The sequence below is a fragment of the Dorea sp. ICN-14282 genome (genome assembly GCF_037890115.1).
In the GTDB taxonomy this organism is placed as follows: Bacteria; Bacillota; Clostridia; order Lachnospirales; family Lachnospiraceae; genus Dorea_B; species Dorea_B phocaeensis.
This window is the reverse complement of the sequence record NZ_JBBKBH010000003.1, coordinates 31,130-52,801: the sequence shown is the minus strand read 5'-3', so window position 1 is coordinate 52,801 and position 21,672 is coordinate 31,130. Positions and strand designations below refer to the sequence as shown.

Below are 21,672 nucleotides of genomic sequence, written 5' to 3'. Positions count from 1 at the left end.
ATGGTAGCGATCATTGATTATGATGCGGGAAATATCAAAAGTGTTGAAAAGGCCATGAAGCTTCTAAAGCAGGAGGTTGTGGTGACGCGAGATCCAGAGACGATTCTTAGTGCGGATAAAGTGATTCTTCCGGGAGTTGGTTCTTTTGGTGATGCAATGGGAAAGATCCGACAGTATGATCTGGAAAAAGTAATCCATGAAGTTGTGGAACGGCGGATTCCTTTTTTAGGAATTTGTCTGGGATTGCAGCTTTTGTTTGAAAGAAGTGAGGAAAGTCCGGGGGTGCAGGGGCTGGGAATTCTAAAGGGAGAGATCTTGAGGATTCCGGAGACGGAAGGCTTGAAGGTTCCGCATATGGGATGGAACTCCCTGGAATTATCAGGAGATGGAAGGCTGTTTCGGGGAATCCCGGAAGATGCATATGTGTATTTTGTACACTCTTATTATCTGAAAGCAGAGGAGCCGGAGATTGTGACGGCCAGGACGGATTATGGAACGGAGATTCATGCGTCGGTGGAAAAAGGTCAGATATTTGCCTGTCAGTTCCATCCGGAAAAGAGCAGTGATGTGGGTCTTCGGATTCTAAAGAATTTTGTGGAATTATAAAAACATGGATGCCGAAGAAGAGGAGAATGATATGCATACAAAGAGGATCATTCCATGCCTGGACGTCTGTAATGGGCGCGTGGTAAAGGGCGTGAATTTTGTGGATCTTAAAGATGCCGGAGATCCGGTGGAAATCGGAATGGCGTATGATAAGGCTGGTGCAGACGAATTGGTATTTCTTGATATTACAGCATCATCCGATGGAAGGAATACGGTAGTAGACATGGTTCGCAAAGTGGCAGAGCAGATCTTTATTCCGTTTACCGTAGGCGGAGGAATTCGTACCGTTGATGATTTTAAAGCGCTTCTAAGAGAAGGAGCAGATAAAATTTCGATCAATTCTTCTGCGATTAATACACCGCGATTAATTTCGGATGCGGCCGATAAGTTTGGAAGTCAATGCGTGGTGGTTGCCATTGATGCGAGAAAGCGGGAAGATGGAAGCGGATGGAATATTTATAAAAACGGCGGACGAATTGATGTGGGCATTGATGCAGTAGAATGGGCAAGAGAAGTGGAAAGGCTTGGAGCCGGTGAGATTTTGCTGACCAGCATGGACGGAGACGGGACGAAAGCAGGATATGATCTGGAGCTGACCAGAGCTATTGCAGAAGCGGTATCTATTCCGGTCATTGCATCAGGAGGCGCCGGAAAATTGGAACATTTTTACGATGCGCTTACAGAAGGAAAGGCAGATGCGGCGCTTGCGGCATCGTTATTCCATTATAAAGAATTAGAGATACGGGAAGTGAAAGAGTATCTTCGTGAAAGAGGAGTTTCAGTAAGGTTATAGATGTGAGGAGGGCAAAGGGTTTGGCAGCGATTAACAATGACTGGTTAGAAGCGTTAAAGGATGAATTTCACAAGCCTTATTATAAGAAATTATTTGATACAGTAAATGAGGAGTACCGGACGAGATTAATCTTTCCGCCGGCGGATGATATTTTTAATGCTTTTCATCTGACACCTCTTCATAAAGTTAAAGTAGTGATTTTGGGTCAGGATCCCTATCATAATAACGGACAGGCACATGGCCTTTGCTTTTCGGTGAAGAAGGGGGTTGCAGTGCCGCCGTCACTGGTGAATATTTATCAGGAACTTCAGGATGATCTGGGGTGCGATATTCCAGATCATGGATGCTTAACCAAATGGGCAGAGCAAGGTGTACTGATGCTTAATACCGTATTGACCGTGCGGGCACATCAGGCAAATTCTCACAGAGGAATTGGCTGGGAGGAGTTTACGGATGCTGCAATTATGGCGCTGAATAAAGAGGATCGGCCGATGGTGTTTATTCTATGGGGGGCTCCGGCGCAGCGGAAAGAGAAAATGTTAAATAATCCGAATCATCTGATCTTAAAAGCGCCACACCCAAGTCCGTTATCCGCTTATCGTGGCTTTTTCGGAAGTAAGCCATTTAGTCAGACGAATACATTTCTTGAAAATCATGGAGTGGAACCAATAGACTGGCAGATAGAGCCATAGCTGAAGTGTCAGAGGAAGGGGAGGCAGATGGGCAAGCGATATGATCTGGTTATTATTGGAGCAGGACCAGGAGGGTACATAGCGGCGAAGAAGGCGGCAAAAGCAGGAATGTCCGTTGTTATTATTGATAAAGGAGAAGTTGGCGGAACCTGCATGAATCGTGGCTGTATTCCGACAAAAGCTCTCATCCATGCATCGACGCTGTATCGGGAGATGACAGAGTGTGAAAAATTCGGACTTTATGCAGAACGGGTAGGATTTGATCTGCAGAAGATTTTTGAGTATAAAGATCTGTCCGCTTCAAAAATGAGGGAGGAACTGAAAAAAGAATTCTCAGAGCTTGGCATTCGTTTTGTGAAGGGTACTGCGACGATCCAAAGTGACCGGAGGGTCAGGGTTATTTTCGATGCTAAGGAAACGGAGTATCTGGAAGGGGAAAATATTCTAATTGCCACTGGGGCAAAAGCGAAGAAGGTAGATATTCCGGGGATGGATTTGCCGGGAGTGATGACCAGCGAAGAACTTTTGACTTCGGATGCAAGCCAGTATGAAAGCCTTCTGATTCTAGGCGGCGGAGTGATTGGAATTGAGTTGGCAACGGTATTCAATGCATTGGGAACAAAGGTCACGATCGTGGAGATCGCAGACAGGATGCTTCCGAATATGGATTTGGAATTCTCAGAGGCTTTAGAAGAGATTTTACGGAATCGTGGAATACGGATCTGCAAAGAGAGTATTTTGGAGAAGATCGAAAAGAAAGCTGAAAATGGGAAAGATGGATTGAGCTGTCATTTTGTCTATCAGGGAGAAACACAGGAAGAGAAGGTAGATGCCGTTCTGGTGTCGGTAGGGCGAAGTGCTGATACGGAGCATTTGTTTGATCCAGATGTACAGATTCGCTTGTCAGGAGGAAAGGTTGTTGTTGATGATTTCTATATGACTAGTATGCCGGGAGTGTATGCTATCGGAGATGTGATTGGTGGAATTCAGCTTGCGCATGTGGCTTCTGCACAGGCGACTTATGTAGTGGAGCGGATGAATCAAATGAGACCTTCCGTCATTATTGAGATGGTTCCAAGCTGCCTGTTTACGTCAATTTCCATTGTTCCAAGCTGTCTGTATACAGATCCGGAGATCGCATCAGTAGGGATTACAGAAGAGGAGGCACGGAAGAAGGTGATTATGCTTCGCTGTGGGAAGTATGTGATGGACGTAAATGGACAGTCTATTATCTCCAGAGAAGAAAGAGGATTTATTACGTTACTGTTCGCATCTGACAGAGATGTGCTTCTTGGCGCACAGATGATGTGTCCGAGGGCGACGGATATGATCGGAGAGATGGCGACAGCCATTGCGAATGGCTTGACGTCCACACAGCTTATGTATGCCATGCGTGCGCATCCAACCTTTAATGAGGCGATTTCCTGCGCAGTGGAAAACAGCAGAGAAGATAGACCAAGGTGGTAGATCTGGTATTATGTGATGAAAAAAAGTTGATGAAAGTCTGTTCAGGAATAGCCTGGATGGGCTTTTTTTGTTATAAAAGAAAAGATAAGAAATATCTATTGACAAATCCGTCTTGATATGATTATATTTAGGTATGAACATATGAATAGTTGTTCATATGTTAAAACGAGAAAGATAGAAAATATATGAATTACAGGAGGGATAGATATGACAAGTAAGGAAGGACATCATCACGATACCTGTGGTTGCGGTCACGATCACGATCACCACGACACCTGTGGCTGCGGTCACGATCACGATCACCATCATCACGACACCTGTGGCTGCGGTCACGATCACGATCACCATCATCACGACACCTGTGGCTGCGGTCACAACCATACACACGATGGCCATAGTCATATGCAGGAAGATCATGGGCAGACGGAGCGGGAAGAATCGGTTGTGATGCCGGAAAATGTAAAGAAGCAGGTCTATATTTTGGAAAATCTAGGATGTGCCAATTGTGCAGCGAAGATGGAGAGACAGATTCGGAATCTTTCGGGGGTGAAGGCAGCAACCATTACTTATGCGACAAAACAGCTGGTTGTTGCAGCGGATGATCCAGAGCGCCTATATCCGCAAATTAAGAAAATCTGTACTTCCATTGAGGATGGAGTTGAGGTGGTTCCACGAGAAGAAGTAGAAGAGAGAAAGAAAGAGAAAAAGACAGAGTCTATTTATCAGAAGAACCGAAAAAGCTTTCAGGCAATCGGCGCCGGAGCGGTCTTGTTTGTAGCTGGTCAGGTGTTGGAGCATATGATGCCAAAATCAGCTTTGATCGTGGTAATATTTGTGGCTGCCTATGTGATTTTAGGAGCGCACATTGTGTGGACGGCGCTTAAGAACCTGACAAAAGGTCATGTGTTTGATGAAAATTTTCTTATGAGCGTAGCTACACTGGCAGCATTTGCAATTGGGGATTTTTCAGAGGCGGTCGGCGTGATGTTGTTCTACCGGGTGGGAGAACTTTTTGAAGATATTGCGGTCAGCAGAAGCCGTTCTCAGATTATGGAAGCGGTGGATTTAAGACCGGAGGTTGTCCAGGTGGTGACGGCCGAAGGAGTACGGTCGATTCCGGCGAAGGATGCTAAAGTAGGAGATATCCTGATGATCCGGCCGGGTGATCGCATTCCGCTGGATGGAACGATTGTAGATGGGCGAGGCCAGATTGATACGTCTCCGGTAACAGGTGAACCGGTGCCGGTCAGTGTCTATCCGGGAGTGGAAGTTTACTCTGGATGTGTGAATGATCAGGGTGTATTGAAGCTGGAGGTAAAGAAGCCGCTAGAAGAATCTATGGTATCTAGAATTATGGATTCGGTAGAAAATGCAGCGGCAAGTAAACCGAAGATTGACCGGTTTATTACCAAATTTGCAAGAATCTATACACCGATTGTAGTGCTGGCGGCAGTGTTGACGGCGGTAGTGCCGTCATTGATGACAGGAGAGTGGAGGTACTGGATCTATACGGCGATTACATTCCTTGTTATCAGTTGTCCATGTGCGTTGGTATTGAGCGTTCCGCTTGCGTTTTTCTCTGGAATTGGAGCGGGTTCTAAAAAAGGAATTCTCTTCAAGGGCGGGCTTGCTATGGAAGCGCTGAAAGATATCAAAGCAGTAGTAATGGATAAAACAGGGACGCTTACCAGAGGAAATTTCGTGGTACAGAAAACGGTAAGTACAGGAAGACTGACGGAAAAGCAGATTTTGACGATGGCGGCGGACTGTGAACTTGCTTCCACCCATCCAATCGGGCGAAGTGTTGTTCAGGCGGCAGAGGAAAAGCACTGTAAGCTGATTCGTCCAAAAGAGGTGCAGGAGATTTCCGGAAAAGGAATCTTCGCGGTATTTTCAGAGGGGACGGTACTGTGCGGAAGCCAAGGACTTATGGAACATTACGGCGTGGATGTATCCGGTTACCAGAAGGAGGGCTATGGGACAGAAGTGCTTGTAGCGGTAGATGGAAGACTGGAAGGATATCTGGTTGTGGCAGATGTGATTAAACCGGAAGCCAAAGAGGCTGTTGGAAGGCTGAAGCGTCAGCATATGATAACTGCTATGCTGACGGGAGACGCAAAAAGAAACGCAAAAGCAGTAGCTTGTGAGGTGGGAATTGATGAAGTGTATGCACAGCTTTTACCAGAGGAAAAACTGACCCATCTTAAGAAGATTCGGACGGATCATGGAGCTGTAATGTTCGTGGGAGATGGAATCAACGATGCGCCGGTATTGGCGGGAGCTGATGTGGGTGCGGCGATGGGAAGTGGAGCAGATGCAGCGATTGAAGCGGCAGATGTAGTGTTTATGACATCTTCGGTAGATGCGATTCCGGAAGCCGTGGAGATTGCAAGGCGTACCGGAAGGATTGCTATGCAGAATGTGATCTTTGCGCTGGCAGTAAAATTTTTGATTATGGTACTTGGGTTTGCGGGATGTGCAAATATGTGGATGGCGGTGTTCGCCGATACTGGAGTAGCCATGCTTTGTGTACTGAATTCTGTCAGAATTCTGTATTCCAAAAGAAAAGCGTAAGAAATCATTACAGAATTATTAACTTTCGTGTCAATTTATGCCAAGTGGTTGAAATGAAGAAGACCATTTGGCATAATTATTAAGTATATAATGAAAGGAAGAAATATATGAAGAAGACGGAAGTCGAATGTTGTACGGTGACATGCATTCACGACAATACAGTCCGCAGAGTTCGAGAAATGATGCCTGCGGAAGAGAAGATGAAAGAACTGGCTGATTTTTATAAGGTGTTTGGAGATGCAACCAGAATCAAGATTCTGTGTGTATTGCTGGAATCAGAAGTGTGTGTGTGCGACCTTGCCGAGATATTGGGAATGACACAGTCTGCGATCTCCCATCAACTTCGGGTGCTGAAGCAGATGAAGCTTGTGAAGAACAGGCGGGAAGGAAAGACGGTGTATTATTCGTTGGCAGATGATCATATTTTGACTATTATCAGCCAGGGAATGGAACATATCGCGGAATAGTGTTCATATAGTTATTTGAAGGGATTGCTATGACGAAGGAACTGAAGATAAGAAGTATCATATATGGAATAGGCGTGCTGATCTATGTGTGTGCGGTGATGGTGACCAGAAAGCATACAGTGGCGGATGAGGTTCAGTTTGTCTGGTTTCTGGCAGCGTATCTGGTGATTGGATTCGGTGCATTTCAGAAGCTGGCGGAACAGATTCTCCAGAAGAAATTTTTGACAGAGTACACATTGATGATCTTGGCGACCGTAGGTGCGTTCGGTATCGCAAGATACAGAGAAGGCGTACTTGTAATGCTGTTATTTGAACTGGGGATGATTTTTGAATCCTTTGCTACGGACAGCGCCAAGCGCTCCATTACAAAGATGCTGAACATTCGTCCGGAGTATGCAACGAGAAAAGTGCATGGCAAAGAATATCAGGTAGCTCCTTCGGCGCTTAAGCTTGGGAATACCATTGTGATTAAACCGGGAGAGAGGATTCCTGTGGATGCAGTTGTGACAGAAGGAACAACCAGCATTGATATGAAGGCGCTTACAGGAGAGTCTGTTCCGAAGTCTGTACAGCCGGGAGAGAAGATTTACAGTGGCTGCATTAATTTGAATGCTGTAATTGAGGCGAAAGTATTGGCTGTTTATCAGGATTCGACTGTGTCCAGAATTATGGAGATGGTGGAAAGAGCACAGGATGAGAAGGCAGAAAGCGAGAATTTTATTACACGCTTTTCCAAAATTTATACGCCGATCATGTTGATCTTGGCGCTTTTGGTAATGATCTATCCTCCGCTTACCTTCTCTTACGGAAATTGGGATACCTGGATTTACCGGGGATTGATTTTCCTTGTAGTGGCATGCCCAAGCGGAATGATGATTTCTGTTCCGATTGCATTTCTGGGAGGCATTGCATCGGCTGCGTGCCATGGAATTGTAGTAAAAGGCGGCAATTACCTGGAAGATCTGACGAAAGCAGATACGTTTATATTTGATAAGACGGGTACGCTGACAGAGGGCGTGTTCCATGTGAAAGAAATCAAAGCGGTGGGGATGTCGAATGAAGAGCTTCTTCGGATTGCAGCCCATGTGGAAAGTTATTCCAATCATCCGATTGCACAGTCGCTTCAGGAAGCTTATGAAGGCGAAATCAGCCAGGTGAAAGTGGGACGGATGCGGGAGATTCCAGGGTATGGAATCAGCGCAACGTTTGAAGGACAGAAGGTATATATGGGAAGCAAGAGGCTGATGGAGAAGAGGCGGATTGTCTGTGATACCGTGTCAAAGCCTGGGACCGTTGTCTATGTGGCGTTAGGGGATAAATACGCCGGATATATTGTGATTGCAGATACCATTAAAGAGAAGGCGCGTACGACGCTTCGGTATCTGAAAGAAAAACGGGAAGCTGTACTGGTAATGATGACCGGAGATACAGAGAATGCAAGTATTCCCGTTGCCAAGGAATTGAAGATGGATTATGCTTACACGGACTTGATGCCGACAGATAAGATGGAGCAGTTAGAAGAGTTTATGGAGCTTCAGGATGGAATGGAACGGGTCGTTTGTGTGGGGGATGGAATCAATGATGCGCCGGTGCTTGCACGAGCAGATGTGGGTATTGCTATGGGAGCAATGGGATCTGCGGCAGCTGTAGAGGCAGCGGACATTATTTTGATGGACGATGAGCTTCCGAGAATTAAGGATGCGATTAAGATTGCAAAAGAGACACTCAGAGTGGTGACACAGAACATTACCTTTGCGCTTGTGATTAGGGCGGTGATTCTGGTGTTGGCTGCAATAGGCTATTTCAGTATGTGGGAGGCCATTATTGCAGAAGTAGGCGTGATGTTTGCAGGAATTTTAAATGCTGTCTGGGTGGTGCGGTACAGAGTATAGGAGAGTGAACGAAGTGAAGAGATGTTTGGGTAAGATGCTTTTAGCAGCGTCACTTGCAGTTCTGATAACAGGATGTGGGAAAAATGCATCCGAGGACGGAGTAAAATTACTGGAAGAAGGGAAATATAAAGAGGCAGTGAAAGAATTTGAACAGGCCGTTGAGGACGACGTAAACGTTGGAGACGCCTATCGCGGAATTGGAATTGCCAAATGGGAGCAGGAAGACTATGAAGGCGCGTGCGAGGCGTTTAAGAATGCTTTGGAAAATGGTGCGAAGAAGACGGGAACTTTATACAATTTTATTGGAACCTGTGAGCTTCGCCTGGGTAATCCAGAATCTGCTCTGAATTATTACAATCTGGGACTTGCCAGTGAAGATATCAGTAAGGAACTGAAGCGGGAAATGGAATATAATGAAATTGCGGCTTATGAAGCTATGGAAGACTGGGAGAGTGCAAAAGTCAAGCTGGAAGCCTATACAGAGGCGTATCCGGATGACGAGAAGGCGGCAAAAGAGCTGGAATTTCTAAATACCAGATAGAATCTGAAAGGACAGAAATGATAGAATTAAAGGAAAAGAAGGAACGGGTCATCCTGGTGGGAGTCAGCACGTCTGATCAGGATGATACCTTAAAGTCACTGGAAGAGCTGGCGGAATTGGCGGCTACAGCAGGAGCCGAGACGGCTGGCAGGGTTGTGCAGAACCGAGAACAGATGCATCCGGGGACTTACGTGGGAAAAGGAAAGATAGAGGAGATTAAGGACCTGTTGTGGGAGATGGACGCGACAGGTATTATTTGTGATGATGAATTATCACCGGTACAGATGAAGAATCTGCAGGAATTGCTGGACACAAAGGTGATGGATCGAACGCTGGTGATTCTAGATATCTTTGCGGCGAGAGCGTCTACAAGTGAAGGAAAGATCCAGGTGGAGCTGGCTCAATTAAAGTATCGCCAGTCCCGGTTGACGGGATTTGGAACGGCGATGTCAAGACTTGGCGGCGGTATCGGAACCAGAGGACCGGGAGAAAAGAAGCTGGAGATGGATCGGCGTCTGATCCGAAATCGAATTGCCCAGTTAAACAGGGAGTTAAAAGATGTCCGAAGACATCGTGAGGTGACCAGAGAGCAGAGGAATAGGAGTCATATGCCGGTGGCGGCGATCGTTGGGTATACCAATGCAGGAAAGTCTACGCTTTTGAATACACTGACGGGAGCAGATATTTTGGCGGAGGATAAACTGTTTGCAACCTTGGATCCGACGACACGAGAGCTAAAGCTTCCCAGTGGACAGAGTATTCTTTTGACAGATACGGTTGGATTTATCCGCAAGCTTCCGCATCATCTGATAGAGGCGTTTAAAAGTACGCTGGAAGAAGCAAAGTACGCGGATCTGATTCTGCATGTAGTGGACACGGCAAATCCACAGATGGATGAGCAGATGTATACGGTCTATGAGACATTGACGAATTTAGAGGTGAAGGATAAGCCGATCATTACGGTATTCAATAAGCAGGATTTGGCAGAAGAAGGGCTGATTATCAGGGATTTTCATGCGGATTATACGGTGAAGATTTCTGCAAAAAAGGGAGATGGCCTTTCTGAACTTTTGCAAACTATAGAGGCTGTTCTTCGAGAGCAGAAAGTATTTATTGAAGGGGTGTATCCTTATCAGGATGCCGGGAAACTTCAATTGATTCGCAAATACGGAGAACTTAAGGAAGAGGAATACCGGGAAGATGGAATCTTTGTACAGGCGTATGTGCCGGCGGAATTCTATGAAAAAGTCCGCCCGGCTGGGAGAGCATAGCAGTTTAGAGAGACTGGTTTAAGGTGTCTCGTACAGACTTGCCGAATGCTTTTCGGTAGGCTCTGGAAAAAGTAGAGTAATCTCGAAATCCACAGTCAAAACAGACCTGGGATGCCGGAACCCCAGATGATATCAATTCTTTTGCAAACAGGAGCCGCTTTTGGGAAATATATTGTCCCAGTGTATAGCCGGTCTCCTGTTTGAATCGTCTCATCATATAATATTTACTGATATAGAATTTCCCGGCGAGGGTATCAATCCCAAGATCACCGGTCAAATGATCGTTGATGTAACGCAGAATGTCTACGATTTTTGCATTGCAGTTATCCGTGTCGATAAATTCCAGTCGGTTTTTTCTTGCAGCACGGTTTAAGTGAACCATGAATTCCAGAAATAAGACCTGCCGGTAAAGATCGGCAGCATATCCGTCATCGGCAAAAGACTGTTCCAGCCGGGTGATGGAGCGAAAGAGGGAACTTTTTTCCAAAGAAGGAATCCGAAGTACATTCGATTCCTCCTGCAAAGCTTTTTGAAAGCAACAGCTTAAATCATAGGAATCTGTCTTGTAAGCGTTCATGAAATTAGGAGAGATATAGACGATAATTCGCTCATACACTTTCGAGTTATCGACAGTGAGGCGGTGGATATCGCCGTGGCGCACCAGGACAATATCATAGGGTCTAAGCTCATAAGATTTTCCTTCAATGGTATAGGTTACGCTGCCCTTGATGAAAATCGTAATTTTATCAAAATCATGGTAGTGATAATCGACTTCTTGTGTTTCTTGATCCGTCAGGTGAAAGAGCCGAAATTCGCTGTTTAAATATCCCTTTTTGCTATACTGATCCATAGAATCCCTCCTGTTTGATTTTATCATACAAGAATAGGGCATTTTTTGCAATGTTATGAGCATGATTTGTCTTGTAAAGGGAAATAATGCCTGCTATGATGTAAGTAATCAGGAAAATAATGAGCGGAGGTAGGTTATGAAGGTTGTATTGGAACGTTATCACGGACTTGGCAACGATTATGTTGTGTTTGATCCGAATAGAAATGAATTGGAACTGACACCGGAAAATGTGAAGATGATCTGTGACCGGAATGCAGGGCTTGGCTCAGACGGTGTGTTAGAAGGTCCGGTTCTGAAAGAAGATGGAATGCATGTGAAAGTTTGGAATCCGGACGGCAGTGAATCAGAGACCAGTGGAAATGGTGTGCGTATTTTTGCAAAATATCTGAAAGACGCCAATTATGTGCAGAAGAAAAACTTTAAATTATATACCGGAAATGGACCGGTGGAAGTTACATTTTTAAATGAAGATGGAAGTAGACTGCGAGTATCTATGGGGAAGATTTCTTTCTGGAGCGACGATATTCCGGTGACGGGCGAGAGAAGAGAAGTGATCAACGAGGACATGGTATTTGGCAGAACTCTCTATCCGGTTACCTGTGTATCCATTGGAAATCCGCACTGTGTAATTCCGATGCGGGAGATTTCTAAGCCGCTGGTATGTAAGATCGGGGATTACTCAGAGATTGCAAGATATTTTCCAAATCGTATCAATACGCAGATTATGAAGGTGATTGATAAGGAGCATGTTGCTATTGAGATTTACGAGAGAGGTGCAGGATACACGCTGGCATCCGGAACAGGAGCCTGTGCAGCAGCCGGTGTGGCATATAAGCTGGGACTTACGAATAATAAGGTGATGGTTCATATGCCGGGCGGAGATCTTCAGGTGGAGATTGCAGACGACTGGAGCGTTTATATGACGGGCGATGTCTTTTATGTAGCGAAGATTTCTTTGAGCAACGAGTTTGTGGAGAAACTAAGAGCGAATTAGAAAACAGAAATAGGATTGGACTGTATTGGTCTAATCAGGTATACTAAGGCATAGGGAGGAAGACCTATGCCTTTACAATTTGTATTTGGGCCATCGGGCTCAGGAAAATCACATTATCTATATCAACATATTATTGAAGAATCAGGAAAACATCCGGAGCAGTCTTATATCGTGCTGGTGCCGGAGCAGTTCACAATGCAGACGCAGAAAGATCTGGTCAGCATGCATCCCAATCATGGAATTATGAATATTGATGTCTTAAGCTTTGGACGTCTTGCCTATCGTGTCTTCGAAGAGACTGGAGGAGGCGAGCTTCCGGTATTGGACGATGAAGGAAAGAATCTGATCCTTCGGAAAATTGCCGGGGATTATGAATCCCAATTGAAAGTCCTGCGTGGAAATATGAAAAAGCTTGGTTATATCAGTGAAGTGAAGTCGGTGATTTCAGAATTTACGCAGTATGATATCGGTGAGGAAGAACTGGAACGGGTGATGGAAAGAGCAGGAGAAGGTTCCAGGCTTTACTATAAGCTTCGTGATATTGGAATCTTATATCGAGGATTTCAGGATTATTTAGAAAAAAAATATATTACAAAAGAGGAACTTTTGGATCATTTAAGCCGGGTGGCAGGAAAATCAGAGTTGCTTCAGAACAGTACGATTGTGTTGGATGGATTTACCGGATTTACACCGGTGCAAAGCAGGTTGATGCTGGAACTAATGAAGTGCTGCCGGAAAGTGATGGTGACTGCGGTCATAGATGAGAGGGAAGATCCATTTACGTACAGTCATCCTTATCAGTTGTTTGGACTTAGCAAGCATATGGTGACGGGATTACTTTGCTTAGCGAAAGAAGCTGCCGTAGAGGTGGAGGATCCGGTGCGTCTGTTTGGACATCCGGTTTATCGGTTCAGGGAAAATGAAGAACTTGCATTTTTAGAGAAAAATCTGTTCCGTTATGGAAAGAAAACATTCGGGAAAGTACCGGAATCTGTAGAGGTTCATGTGGCGAGAAGCCCGCGGGAAGAGGCTTACGCCTGCGTAAGTGAAATTAGGAAGATGGTGCGTACAAGAGGATATCGTTATCGGGAAATAGGGGTCATCGTCAGCAATATGGATGTGTATGGTGACTATTTGAAACAGGCATTTGAAACCTATCAGATACCCTTTTTCATGGATCATAAGCGGAGTATTCTGCTGAATTCTTTCGTGGAATATATCCGAAGTCTTCTTGGAATAGCGGAAGAAAATTTCTCTTATGAAAGTGTGTTCCGTTTTCTTAGAACGGACATGGCTGGAATGGATCAACATGTGGTGGATCGTGTGGAAAACTATGTGCTGGGATTAGGGATCCGGGGATATAAGAGGTGGCAGGAGAAGTGGATCCGTAAGATGCCGGGGATGACAGAAGAGGATCTGGAAGAACTGAATCATTACCGGGTTATTCTGGTAGAGAAGGTGGATGATCTGTTGTTCGTGCTCAGACAGAGAAAGAAGACCGTGCGGGATATTACCCAGGCTGTCTATGAATTCATGGTGAAAGAAGAACTGCAAAAAAAGTTGAAGAAGCAGGAAGAAATGTTTCAGGAGAACGGGGAACTGGCGCTTGCCAAAGAGTACGCACAAGTGTACCGGATTATGATAGAGCTGTTTGACAAATTCGTGGAACTTTTGGGGGAGGAAGAAGTAAGTCTTTCGGAATATTGTACTTTGTTAGATGCGGGGCTTGAAGAAGCACGGGTGGGAGTGATCCCGCCAAGTATGGATCAGGTTGTGGCAGGTGATGTGGAGCGTACACGATTAAAAGACATCAAAGCGTTGTTCTTAATCGGTGCGAATGATACGCAGCTTCCTGGAACATTGCTGCGCACAGGACTATTGTCGGAGCAGGATCGGGAAAAATTTGCAAAAGAGAAGCTGGAGCTGGCTCCGGGAGGAAAAGAAAAGACTTATATTCAGAAATTTTATTTGTATATGAATCTGACAAAGCCGTCTGAGGCGGTACGAATTTTTTATAGTAAGGTATCTTCGGATGGAAAGAGTGTGCGGCCGTCTTATCTGATTCAGGAGCTGAAAAAACTATATCCAAAGCTGACAGTAATTGATGAAGAGGAAAAGGGAGTCGAGGAAAGAGAACTGACGGAGAGCCTTGGAATTGATGAGTTGATCAAAGGGCTGAAGCAGACTGCGATAGCTGGGGGAATGAAAAGGCAGGATGGAGCTTGTGAAAATCAGCAGAAGGAAGAAAAGATTTGGAAGGAGCTCTATGGATGGTACAGGCAGTTCCCGGAATGGAAAGAGAAGTTAGAACAGATTCTAGACGCTGTATTTTTCGTCAAAAAGATGGACGCATTGGATCGAGAAGTGGCGAAGCGGCTGTATGGCGAGAGGTTCGAGAATAGTATTTCCCGTATGGAACGCTTTTCTGCCTGTGCCTATGCCCATTATCTGGCATATGGACTTCGTCTTGCCGAGCGGAAAGTGTATGAATTTCAACCAATGGATATGGGGAATGTCTGCCACCGGGCGCTGGAACATTTTTCCGGAAAGCTTGCCGGGGAAGGACTTGATTGGACACAGGTTTCAGAAGAACTGCGCTGTCGGTACATCGACGAAAGCGTAGAGGAAGCCATCGCAGATTATGAGAATTCGGTTCTTTATAGCTCTGCACGCAACGAATATCTGATTGTGAGAATGAAGCGGATGCTGGAACGTACCGTGTGGGCGCTGTCTAAGCAGCTTGCGGCAGGGGATTTCCGTCCGGCAGCTTATGAGCTTCGGTTTGCAGAAGGCAAGATTGACCGGGTGGATGACTGCGAGGATGGAGATAAGATTTATGTGAAGGTAATGGATTACAAGACGGGAAGCAAGGCGTTTGATATGGTGGCGTTGTATCATGGACTGCAGATGCAGTTGATGGTGTATTTGAATGCCGCCGTAAAGTGGGAGAAGGAACAACATCCGGAGAAAGAGATTGTTCCCGCAGGTGTGTTTTACTACCGTATTCAGGATCCTTTTGTGGAGGCACCGAAGGAAAAGGAAGAGGTAGAAACGCTGCTTTTGAAAGAATTGAAGCCAGACGGCATGATTAACCTTCAGGACGAGGTGCTTTTGCATTTGGATCGCAATCAGAAAGGAGAGTCTCTTGCGGTACCGGTGAAATATAACCTCAATGGCTCTCTGGGAAGAGGATCGAAGGCGGTGGCGCAGGAAGCATTTCAGACGATGATGGATTATGCAGTGCAAAAGGCGGAGGAGATTCGCGGGAAGATTGCGTCCGGAGATGTGAGGCCGTCTCCTTACCGAAGAGGGAAGGAGACGGCGTGTGATTATTGCAGATATCGGCATATTTGTGGGTTTGACAGTCGCCTGGCGGGGTATCAGTATCTCGAAATTGAATCCATGAACCAGGAAGAAGTTCTTGCAAATATGCAAAAAGAAGTGAAAGAAACCGGGAAAGGAGAGGCATAGATCATGGGAGTGACCTGGACAGAAGAACAACAGAAAGTGATTGATCTAAGGAACCGTAATATTCTGGTATCGGCGGCAGCAGGTTCGGGAAAGACGGCAGTTTTAGTGGAACGGATTATCACGATGCTGACGAAGGATCCTACTCCGGTGGATGTGGATCGCCTGCTGATTGTGACCTTTACAGAAGCGGCGGCAGCGGAGATGAAAGAACGAATCCGTGTGGCGATCGAAAAGGCGCTGGAGGCTTACCCGGAGAATGAACATCTGAAACAGCAGGCGACACTGATTCACAATGCACGTATTACAACGATACATAGTTTCTGCTTGTCGGTAATCCGGGATCATTTCCCTGCTATCGATCTGGATCCGGGATTTCGGGTTGGTGAGGAAGGAGAGTTAAAGCTTCTGCGCCACGATGTGCTGGAAACTGTGCTGGAAGAAAAGTACCAGGAAGGAGAGCAGCGGTTTCTTGATTTCGCATCGGCCTACGGAGCAGGGAAGAGCGATAAGAAGTTAGAAGAGCTGATCTTGAAAATCTATGAGATCTCCAGAAGTTATCCGGATGCAGACAACTGGCTAGAAGAATGTGTGGAAGCTTACAGAATCAGGGATGAGAAGGAGCTGGAAGAAAATCGATATGTAAAAATTGCCATGGAAAATGTGAAAAAGTACTTGGCAGATTTAAAAGAGCTGATGGAACAGGGAATCGCCATTTGTCTGGAGGCTGATGGACCGGCGGCTTACGAAGGAACGCTAAGGAAAGATCTTGCACTTTTGGAAGAACTGGAAGAAGAAACCAGTTTTGGAGAGCTTTGCCAGAAGGTGTCTAAGGCAAAACTGGTGCGTTTGGCTATCAACAAGGATGAGACTGTGTCTGAGGAGAAGATTTCTCAGGTGAAGTCCATTCGGGACGAACTGCGAAAAATGATCAAGGATTTGGGGAATCAGTATTTTTCTCAAAGCCCGGAAGAGATTCTGGCAGATCTTTCGCGGTGCCAGCCTGCCATAGAAGAATTGAAGGAATTGGTGATTCACTTCCAAACAGCCTTTGAAGAAAAAAAACGCGCCCGCAATCTGATTGATTTCTCAGATATGGAACAGTATGCCCTTCAAATTCTGGCTAGTAAGACAGAAGACGGCTGGAAACCGTCAGAGATTGCAGTGGAATATCAGGAGCAGTTCCAGGAGATTATGATCGATGAGTACCAGGACAGCAACCTGATTCAGGAGACGATTCTGACCAGTATCTCCAGAGTGTATCAGGGGCAGTATAATATATTTATGGTCGGAGATGTCAAGCAGAGCATTTATCGGTTCCGCCTGTCAAGACCGGAACTGTTCATGGAAAAGTTTCGTACCTACAGTACCGATGACAGCCGGATGCAGAGGATTGATCTTCATAAGAATTTCAGAAGCCGAAGTCAGGTGCTTGAAAGCGTCAACTATCTTTTTCGGCAGTTGATGACGCAGAGTCTTGGCGGGATTACTTATGATGATCAGGCAGCGCTTTATGTAGGAGCCGGCTATCCGGAAGGGGAAGATCAGGAGACGGAAGTGCTGATGATAGACAGCAGGATGGAAGAGTATGAGGCGGGCAAAATCTCGGAGCGAGAACTGGAAGCCAGAGTGATTGCAAGACGAATCAAAGAGCTTCTTTCCAGCTTCCAGGTAGTAGATAAGGAAACAGGCGGTTTCCGACCGGTGAGGTACCGGGATATCGTCATCCTGACGCGAAGCGTGCAGGGGATAGCAGATGTATTTGCTGAGGTGTTAAATCGGGAAGGAATTCCAGCCTACGCAGGAACGAAAGAAGGCTATTTTGATGCATGGGAAGTCGGGGTTGTCCTGGATTATCTGCGGATTTTAGATAATCGGTGCCAGGATATTCCGCTGGCGGCAGCGCTTGTATCCCCGTTTGGTAAAGTGACAGAAACAGAACTTGCCGCAATTAGAAGTGCCAGCCCTAAGAAGCCGTTTTTTGAGGCGGTAATAGAATATCTTTCTCCAAAGGCGGAGGATGAAGAACAGCCGAATCCGGTGATTGTGGAGAAGCTTCGTCACTTTTTCGAGACGCTGAATCATTACCAGAGGATGGTTCCGTATACACCGATGCACGAGCTGCTTTGGAAAATTTTGACAGAGACAGGATACGGAGATTATGTTTATGCGCTGCCGGGAGGAGAGCAGAGAAGAGCGAACTTAGAAATGCTGATGGAGAAGGCGAGAAGCTACGAGTCCACGAGTTATAAAGGATTGTTTCATTTTGTTCGGTATATTGAGCAGCTGCAGAAATATAATGTGGATTATGGCGAGGCGAATATGGAAGATGAGCAGTCGGATACGGTTCGGATTATGACGATTCATAAAAGTAAGGGTTTGGAGTTTCCGGTGGTGTTTGTAGCCGGACTTGGCAAGCGGTTCAATATGACGGACGCAAGGAGCAGTGTGGTAATCCATGCAGGACTTGGAATCGGGTTGGATGCCGTGAATCTGAAAGAGCGGACAAAGAGACCGAGCCTAATTAAGAAAATGATTCAGAAAGAAGAAGTGTTGGATAGTCTGGGAGAGGAGCTTAGGGTGCTCTATGTAGCGCTGACGCGTGCGAAAGAAAAGCTGATCCTGACGGGAACAATGACGGATCCTGTGAAGCAGGAAGAAGCGGTTTGTATGCTCAGAAGCCGGCAGCAGATAGAGCTTGGATTTGGCAGACTCAGCAAGGCATCTACTTTCTGGGACTGGATTCTTCCGGCTCTTGCAAGAATCGATGAACACATCCCAATTTGCAGAAAATATTGGACAATTCTTGATGTTGTGGAAGGCGAGATAAAAGAACGTTCGGTGAAGAAAGTGACGCGAGCAGCTTTCGAGACATGGGAGAGGATGGAAGAGTATAAGCAGTGTGGACAAAAGACGGGGGATGGCTTATCCGGGGTCACAGAACAGTTTGGATATCGGTATCCCTATGCGTCTGAAAGTGGCCGCAAGCTTAAGTTTACCGTGTCAGAGTTAAAGAAGCAGATTTACTTTATGGAGAAAGAAGAGGCTCTGGGAGAAGACATAGAAGCACTTTACGGGGAACCAGAGGTGGCGCCTTTGATTCCGAAGTTTTTGAAAAAAGAAGAGAAATTGACCGGAGCATTAAGGGGTACAGCGTACCACCGCCTGATGGAGCTTTTGAATTTTGCGGATGATTATGATGGATCGAAGCTTGCGAAAGTAGCCGCCAGATTCATCGTGGAAGGACGGATGACACAGGAAATGAAAGAGTGTATTCAGACAAAGGATATTCTTACATTTTTATCCTGCGATTTAGGACTTCGGATGAAAGAAGCGGCAAGGAGCGGAAAGCTTTGGAAGGAACAACCCTTTGTACTGGGTGTAGATGCGTCGGACGTTTATCCAGACGAACAGGAAGGGGAATTGCTTCTGGTACAGGGAATCATCGACGTCTACTTTGAGGAAGCGGATGGACTGGTGGTTTTGGATTATAAGACGGATCGGGTGTACAGGGCAGAAGAGCTGGTGGAGAGATACCATGGACAGCTGGATTATTATGGAAAAGCACTGGAGCAGATTACCGGAAAACGAGTGAAAGAGAAATGGATTTATTCTTTTACCCTTCAGCAGGAGATTAAACTGCCGTAAAGGAGAAAAACTATAAAATAAGATTTTTAAAAAGAGTGTGATAGGAAAGGATGGCATCAAATGTATGTCAGATTCTTTCTTACTACACTCTTTTTATAATATATGTTGACAAACTATATTATACGACATATAATATATACAACAAAACAATATTGCAAAACTAAAAGTCCAAAGAAAAGGAGTGAGAATATGGTATTTAACACCGGAGCTGCACTTTTGGATGCGATTGTCCTGGCGGTTGTGTCACGGGAAGCGGAAGGGACTTACGGATATAAAATTACGCAGGACGTAAGGGGAGCCATAGACGTGTCAGAGTCTACACTGTATCCGGTTCTTAGAAGACTGCAGAAGGATGGATGCCTGGTAGTATATGACAGGCAGTTTGATGGAAGGAACCGTCGTTATTACAAGGTGACAGAAAGAGGAAGAGATCAGTTAGAGATTTATCGGACAGAATGGAAAGAATATTCGTTAAAGATCAGTAATCTATTTGAGGGAGGTGTTATTGCATGAATCGGATTGAATTTATGACAGAACTGGCGGCACTTTTGCAGGATGTACCAGTGGAAGAGCGTAAGGAAGCTATGCAGTATTATAATGACTATTTTGACGATGCAGGCGAGGAAGAAAAGGATGTTGTGAAGGAGCTTGGAAGTCCGGAGAAGGTGGCAGAGAATATAAAAAAAGATCTTGGCATTCAGACAGAGATAGCAAGTGGTGGGACACAGAACACTGGAGCGAATCATACCGGAGCACAGGATGCCGGAGCGCAGAATAATGGGACACAGAACGTCGGAACGCAGGAACAGAGCAATCATATCTGGAAGATCGTACTGATTGTACTGGTGGTAATATTTGGGCTTCCCCTCCTTTTGGGGATCGGCGGCGGAGTATTGGGATTACTTGCCGGAATCATTGCAACCGTATTTTCCGTGATTTTAACAGCGGTTCTTGTTGTGGTTTCAGGTGTGTTGGCAGTTGTTTCAGGAATTGCACTTTTGATCGCAGAACCGGCGGTGGGACTTGCGTTGATTGGCGGAGGACTGATCGCAGGGGTGTGCGGAGTCATCGCAAGTGTACTTTTGGTAAAGCTTTGCATGATTGCATTTCCGGCAGCAGGCAGATGGATTACGAAAATGTGGAATAAGGTGAAGAATAGAAAGAAGGTGGCATAATATGAAGAAACGCTGGAGAAATTTCTGGATTGTATGTGGCGTGACGGCAGGAATCGGTGTTGCGTGCTGTGTTGTAGCTTTGGCAATGGGGGTATCGGCAGCGTCGCTTCGCTATCGGTTCCCCAATGGAATCGGGATTTGGAATGACGATGGACATGGAATCAGACTATTCCAGGATGATTGGCTGGATGATTTAGACGAAATCGGCGACGGGGATGACGAAGACCACCATTGGCAGGGAGGCCGGGACGTACTGGCAGCAGACGGAGAAGAAATATATGAAGGAGTACAGGAGCTGGAGATTGATATCTATGGAGCAGAGGTTCATATTCAGCCATCCAAAGAAAATCACGTAAGAGTTGAGACGCATGATGTTCCGCAAGAACTGGGACTTTTCTGCAGCCGGGAGGGAAGCGAACTGATGATAAGTTCTCAAAAGAAATCGGCGAAATTAAAGAACCTGGGACATTTGGGAGAGATCACGTTCTATGTGCCATACGATCGTCTATTAAATGAGATTTCTGTGTCCATAGGAGTGGGAGCCTTATATATAGAAGATATTCATTCTAACAGTCTGTCGGTAGACATTGGAGCTGGGGAGGCAGATGTGAATGGTTTTGAAGTAAATGAGGTGGAAATGGACTGTGGTACGGGTACGCTGGCAGCGTCAGGAACGGCACGCCAGGAAGTTAGTCTAAGTTGTGGAACAGGTGAGATCAACTATACTGCATCGGATCAAAAAGAATCCTATGATTATGAGATCGAGTGTGGAGCTGGAACCGTGCTGCTTGGAGAAGAACATTATTCCGGAGTTGGATTGGAACAGGAGATTCTGAATCATACGGGAAGAGAATTTGGAATTGAGTGCGGAATGGGAACGGTAACTGTGCAGTTTGAAGCCCAAGAATAGAAAATAAAGAAAAAATGAATAATACCCCTTTCCTGAGTCAATACTTTAGAAAACAGGAAAGGGGTATTTGTTATGGCAGGAAAAAAGAAACAGCCAGTGGATCTGGCGAATTTACCGAAGGAAGAGAAATTGAAATATGAGATTGCAGAAGAATTGGGACTTCTGGATCGGGTGATGGAACAGGGATGGAAATCCTTGTCGTCAAAAGAGACCGGAAGAATTGGCGGTCTGATGACAAAGAAACGAAAAGCACAAAAAGAAGTTCAAAAGTAACAAAATTATTAAGAATATTAATAAGTGTGAACAATTACCAAGAAAGCTTGA

At 45.6% G+C, this 21,672-nt stretch carries 17 protein-coding genes; 16 read left to right on the top strand and 1 reads right to left on the bottom strand.

Annotated elements, in window-relative coordinates; translation table 11 throughout:
- The 9 genes from hisH to hflX all read left to right on the top strand — a co-directional run bounded on the left by hisH (position 1) and on the right by hflX (position 10,303).
- Positions 1-606, top strand: coding sequence for an imidazole glycerol phosphate synthase subunit HisH (gene hisH, locus WKT00_RS08830; RefSeq protein WP_101695809.1), 606 nt, complete (start codon positions 1-3; stop codon positions 604-606).
- A 31-nt stretch (positions 607-637) separates the two neighbouring features.
- On the top strand, positions 638-1,399 hold the full coding sequence (gene hisF / locus WKT00_RS08825) for an imidazole glycerol phosphate synthase subunit HisF (RefSeq protein WP_340263123.1): 762 nt from the start codon (positions 638-640) through the stop codon (positions 1,397-1,399).
- A gap of 20 nt (positions 1,400-1,419) precedes the next feature.
- Positions 1,420-2,091, top strand: a complete 672-nt coding sequence (locus WKT00_RS08820) for a uracil-DNA glycosylase (protein WP_340263121.1) — start codon at positions 1,420-1,422, stop codon at positions 2,089-2,091.
- Between the two features lie 27 nt (positions 2,092-2,118).
- Positions 2,119-3,558 carry a dihydrolipoyl dehydrogenase gene (gene lpdA / locus WKT00_RS08815; RefSeq protein ID WP_340263119.1) on the top strand — a complete coding sequence of 480 codons (1,440 nt, stop codon included), beginning with the start codon at positions 2,119-2,121 and terminating at the stop codon, positions 3,556-3,558.
- 207 nt (positions 3,559-3,765) lie between these two features.
- Positions 3,766-6,132, top strand: coding sequence for a heavy metal translocating P-type ATPase (locus tag WKT00_RS08810; RefSeq protein ID WP_340263117.1), 2,367 nt, complete (start codon positions 3,766-3,768; stop codon positions 6,130-6,132).
- Between the two features lie 107 nt (positions 6,133-6,239).
- A complete protein-coding gene (locus tag WKT00_RS08805) occupies positions 6,240-6,599 on the top strand; it encodes an ArsR/SmtB family transcription factor (RefSeq protein ID WP_101695813.1) in 360 nt (119 codons plus the stop codon).
- A 29-nt stretch (positions 6,600-6,628) separates the two neighbouring features.
- A complete protein-coding gene (locus WKT00_RS08800; RefSeq protein ID WP_340263115.1) occupies positions 6,629-8,491 on the top strand; it encodes a heavy metal translocating P-type ATPase in 1,863 nt (620 codons plus the stop codon).
- 13 nt (positions 8,492-8,504) lie between these two features.
- Positions 8,505-9,032, top strand: a complete 528-nt coding sequence (locus WKT00_RS08795) for a tetratricopeptide repeat protein (protein ID WP_242962686.1) — start codon at positions 8,505-8,507, stop codon at positions 9,030-9,032.
- A 17-nt stretch (positions 9,033-9,049) separates the two neighbouring features.
- On the top strand, positions 9,050-10,303 hold the full coding sequence (gene hflX, locus WKT00_RS08790) for a GTPase HflX (protein ID WP_340263110.1): 1,254 nt from the start codon (positions 9,050-9,052) through the stop codon (positions 10,301-10,303).
- A gap of 4 nt (positions 10,304-10,307) precedes the next feature.
- Here hflX and WKT00_RS08785 read toward each other — a convergent pair whose 3' ends face one another.
- Positions 10,308-11,153, bottom strand: a complete 846-nt coding sequence (locus WKT00_RS08785; protein ID WP_173814692.1) for an AraC family transcriptional regulator — start codon at positions 11,151-11,153, stop codon at positions 10,308-10,310.
- A gap of 136 nt (positions 11,154-11,289) precedes the next feature.
- Here WKT00_RS08785 and dapF point away from each other — a divergent pair, with 136 nt between their 5' ends.
- The 7 genes from dapF to WKT00_RS08750 all read left to right on the top strand — a co-directional run bounded on the left by dapF (position 11,290) and on the right by WKT00_RS08750 (position 21,621).
- Positions 11,290-12,147, top strand: a complete 858-nt coding sequence (dapF, locus tag WKT00_RS08780) for a diaminopimelate epimerase (protein ID WP_340263108.1) — start codon at positions 11,290-11,292, stop codon at positions 12,145-12,147.
- Positions 12,148-12,213: 66 nt separating this feature from the next.
- Complete coding sequence (addB, locus tag WKT00_RS08775; RefSeq protein ID WP_340263106.1) at positions 12,214-15,618, top strand: helicase-exonuclease AddAB subunit AddB; 3,405 nt, start codon at positions 12,214-12,216, stop codon at positions 15,616-15,618.
- A gap of 3 nt (positions 15,619-15,621) precedes the next feature.
- Positions 15,622-19,263: a helicase-exonuclease AddAB subunit AddA gene (addA, locus tag WKT00_RS08770; protein WP_340263104.1), complete on the top strand. Its 3,642-nt coding sequence runs from the start codon at positions 15,622-15,624 to the stop codon at positions 19,261-19,263.
- Between the two features lie 189 nt (positions 19,264-19,452).
- Positions 19,453-19,776 carry a PadR family transcriptional regulator gene (locus WKT00_RS08765; protein WP_101695820.1) on the top strand — a complete coding sequence of 108 codons (324 nt, stop codon included), beginning with the start codon at positions 19,453-19,455 and terminating at the stop codon, positions 19,774-19,776.
- The gene (locus tag WKT00_RS08760) at positions 19,773-20,438 is read left to right on the top strand and encodes a DUF1700 domain-containing protein (RefSeq protein WP_340263101.1); all 666 of its coding nucleotides are present in this window, start codon (positions 19,773-19,775) and stop codon (positions 20,436-20,438) included. Before WKT00_RS08765 ends, WKT00_RS08760 begins: the two co-directional genes overlap by 4 nt.
- A gap of 1 nt (position 20,439) precedes the next feature.
- Positions 20,440-21,348, top strand: a complete 909-nt coding sequence (locus tag WKT00_RS08755; protein ID WP_340263099.1) for a DUF4097 family beta strand repeat-containing protein — start codon at positions 20,440-20,442, stop codon at positions 21,346-21,348.
- A gap of 72 nt (positions 21,349-21,420) precedes the next feature.
- Positions 21,421-21,621 carry a small, acid-soluble spore protein, alpha/beta type gene (locus tag WKT00_RS08750; RefSeq protein WP_101695823.1) on the top strand — a complete coding sequence of 67 codons (201 nt, stop codon included), beginning with the start codon at positions 21,421-21,423 and terminating at the stop codon, positions 21,619-21,621.
- Positions 21,622-21,672 lie beyond the last annotated feature (51 nt).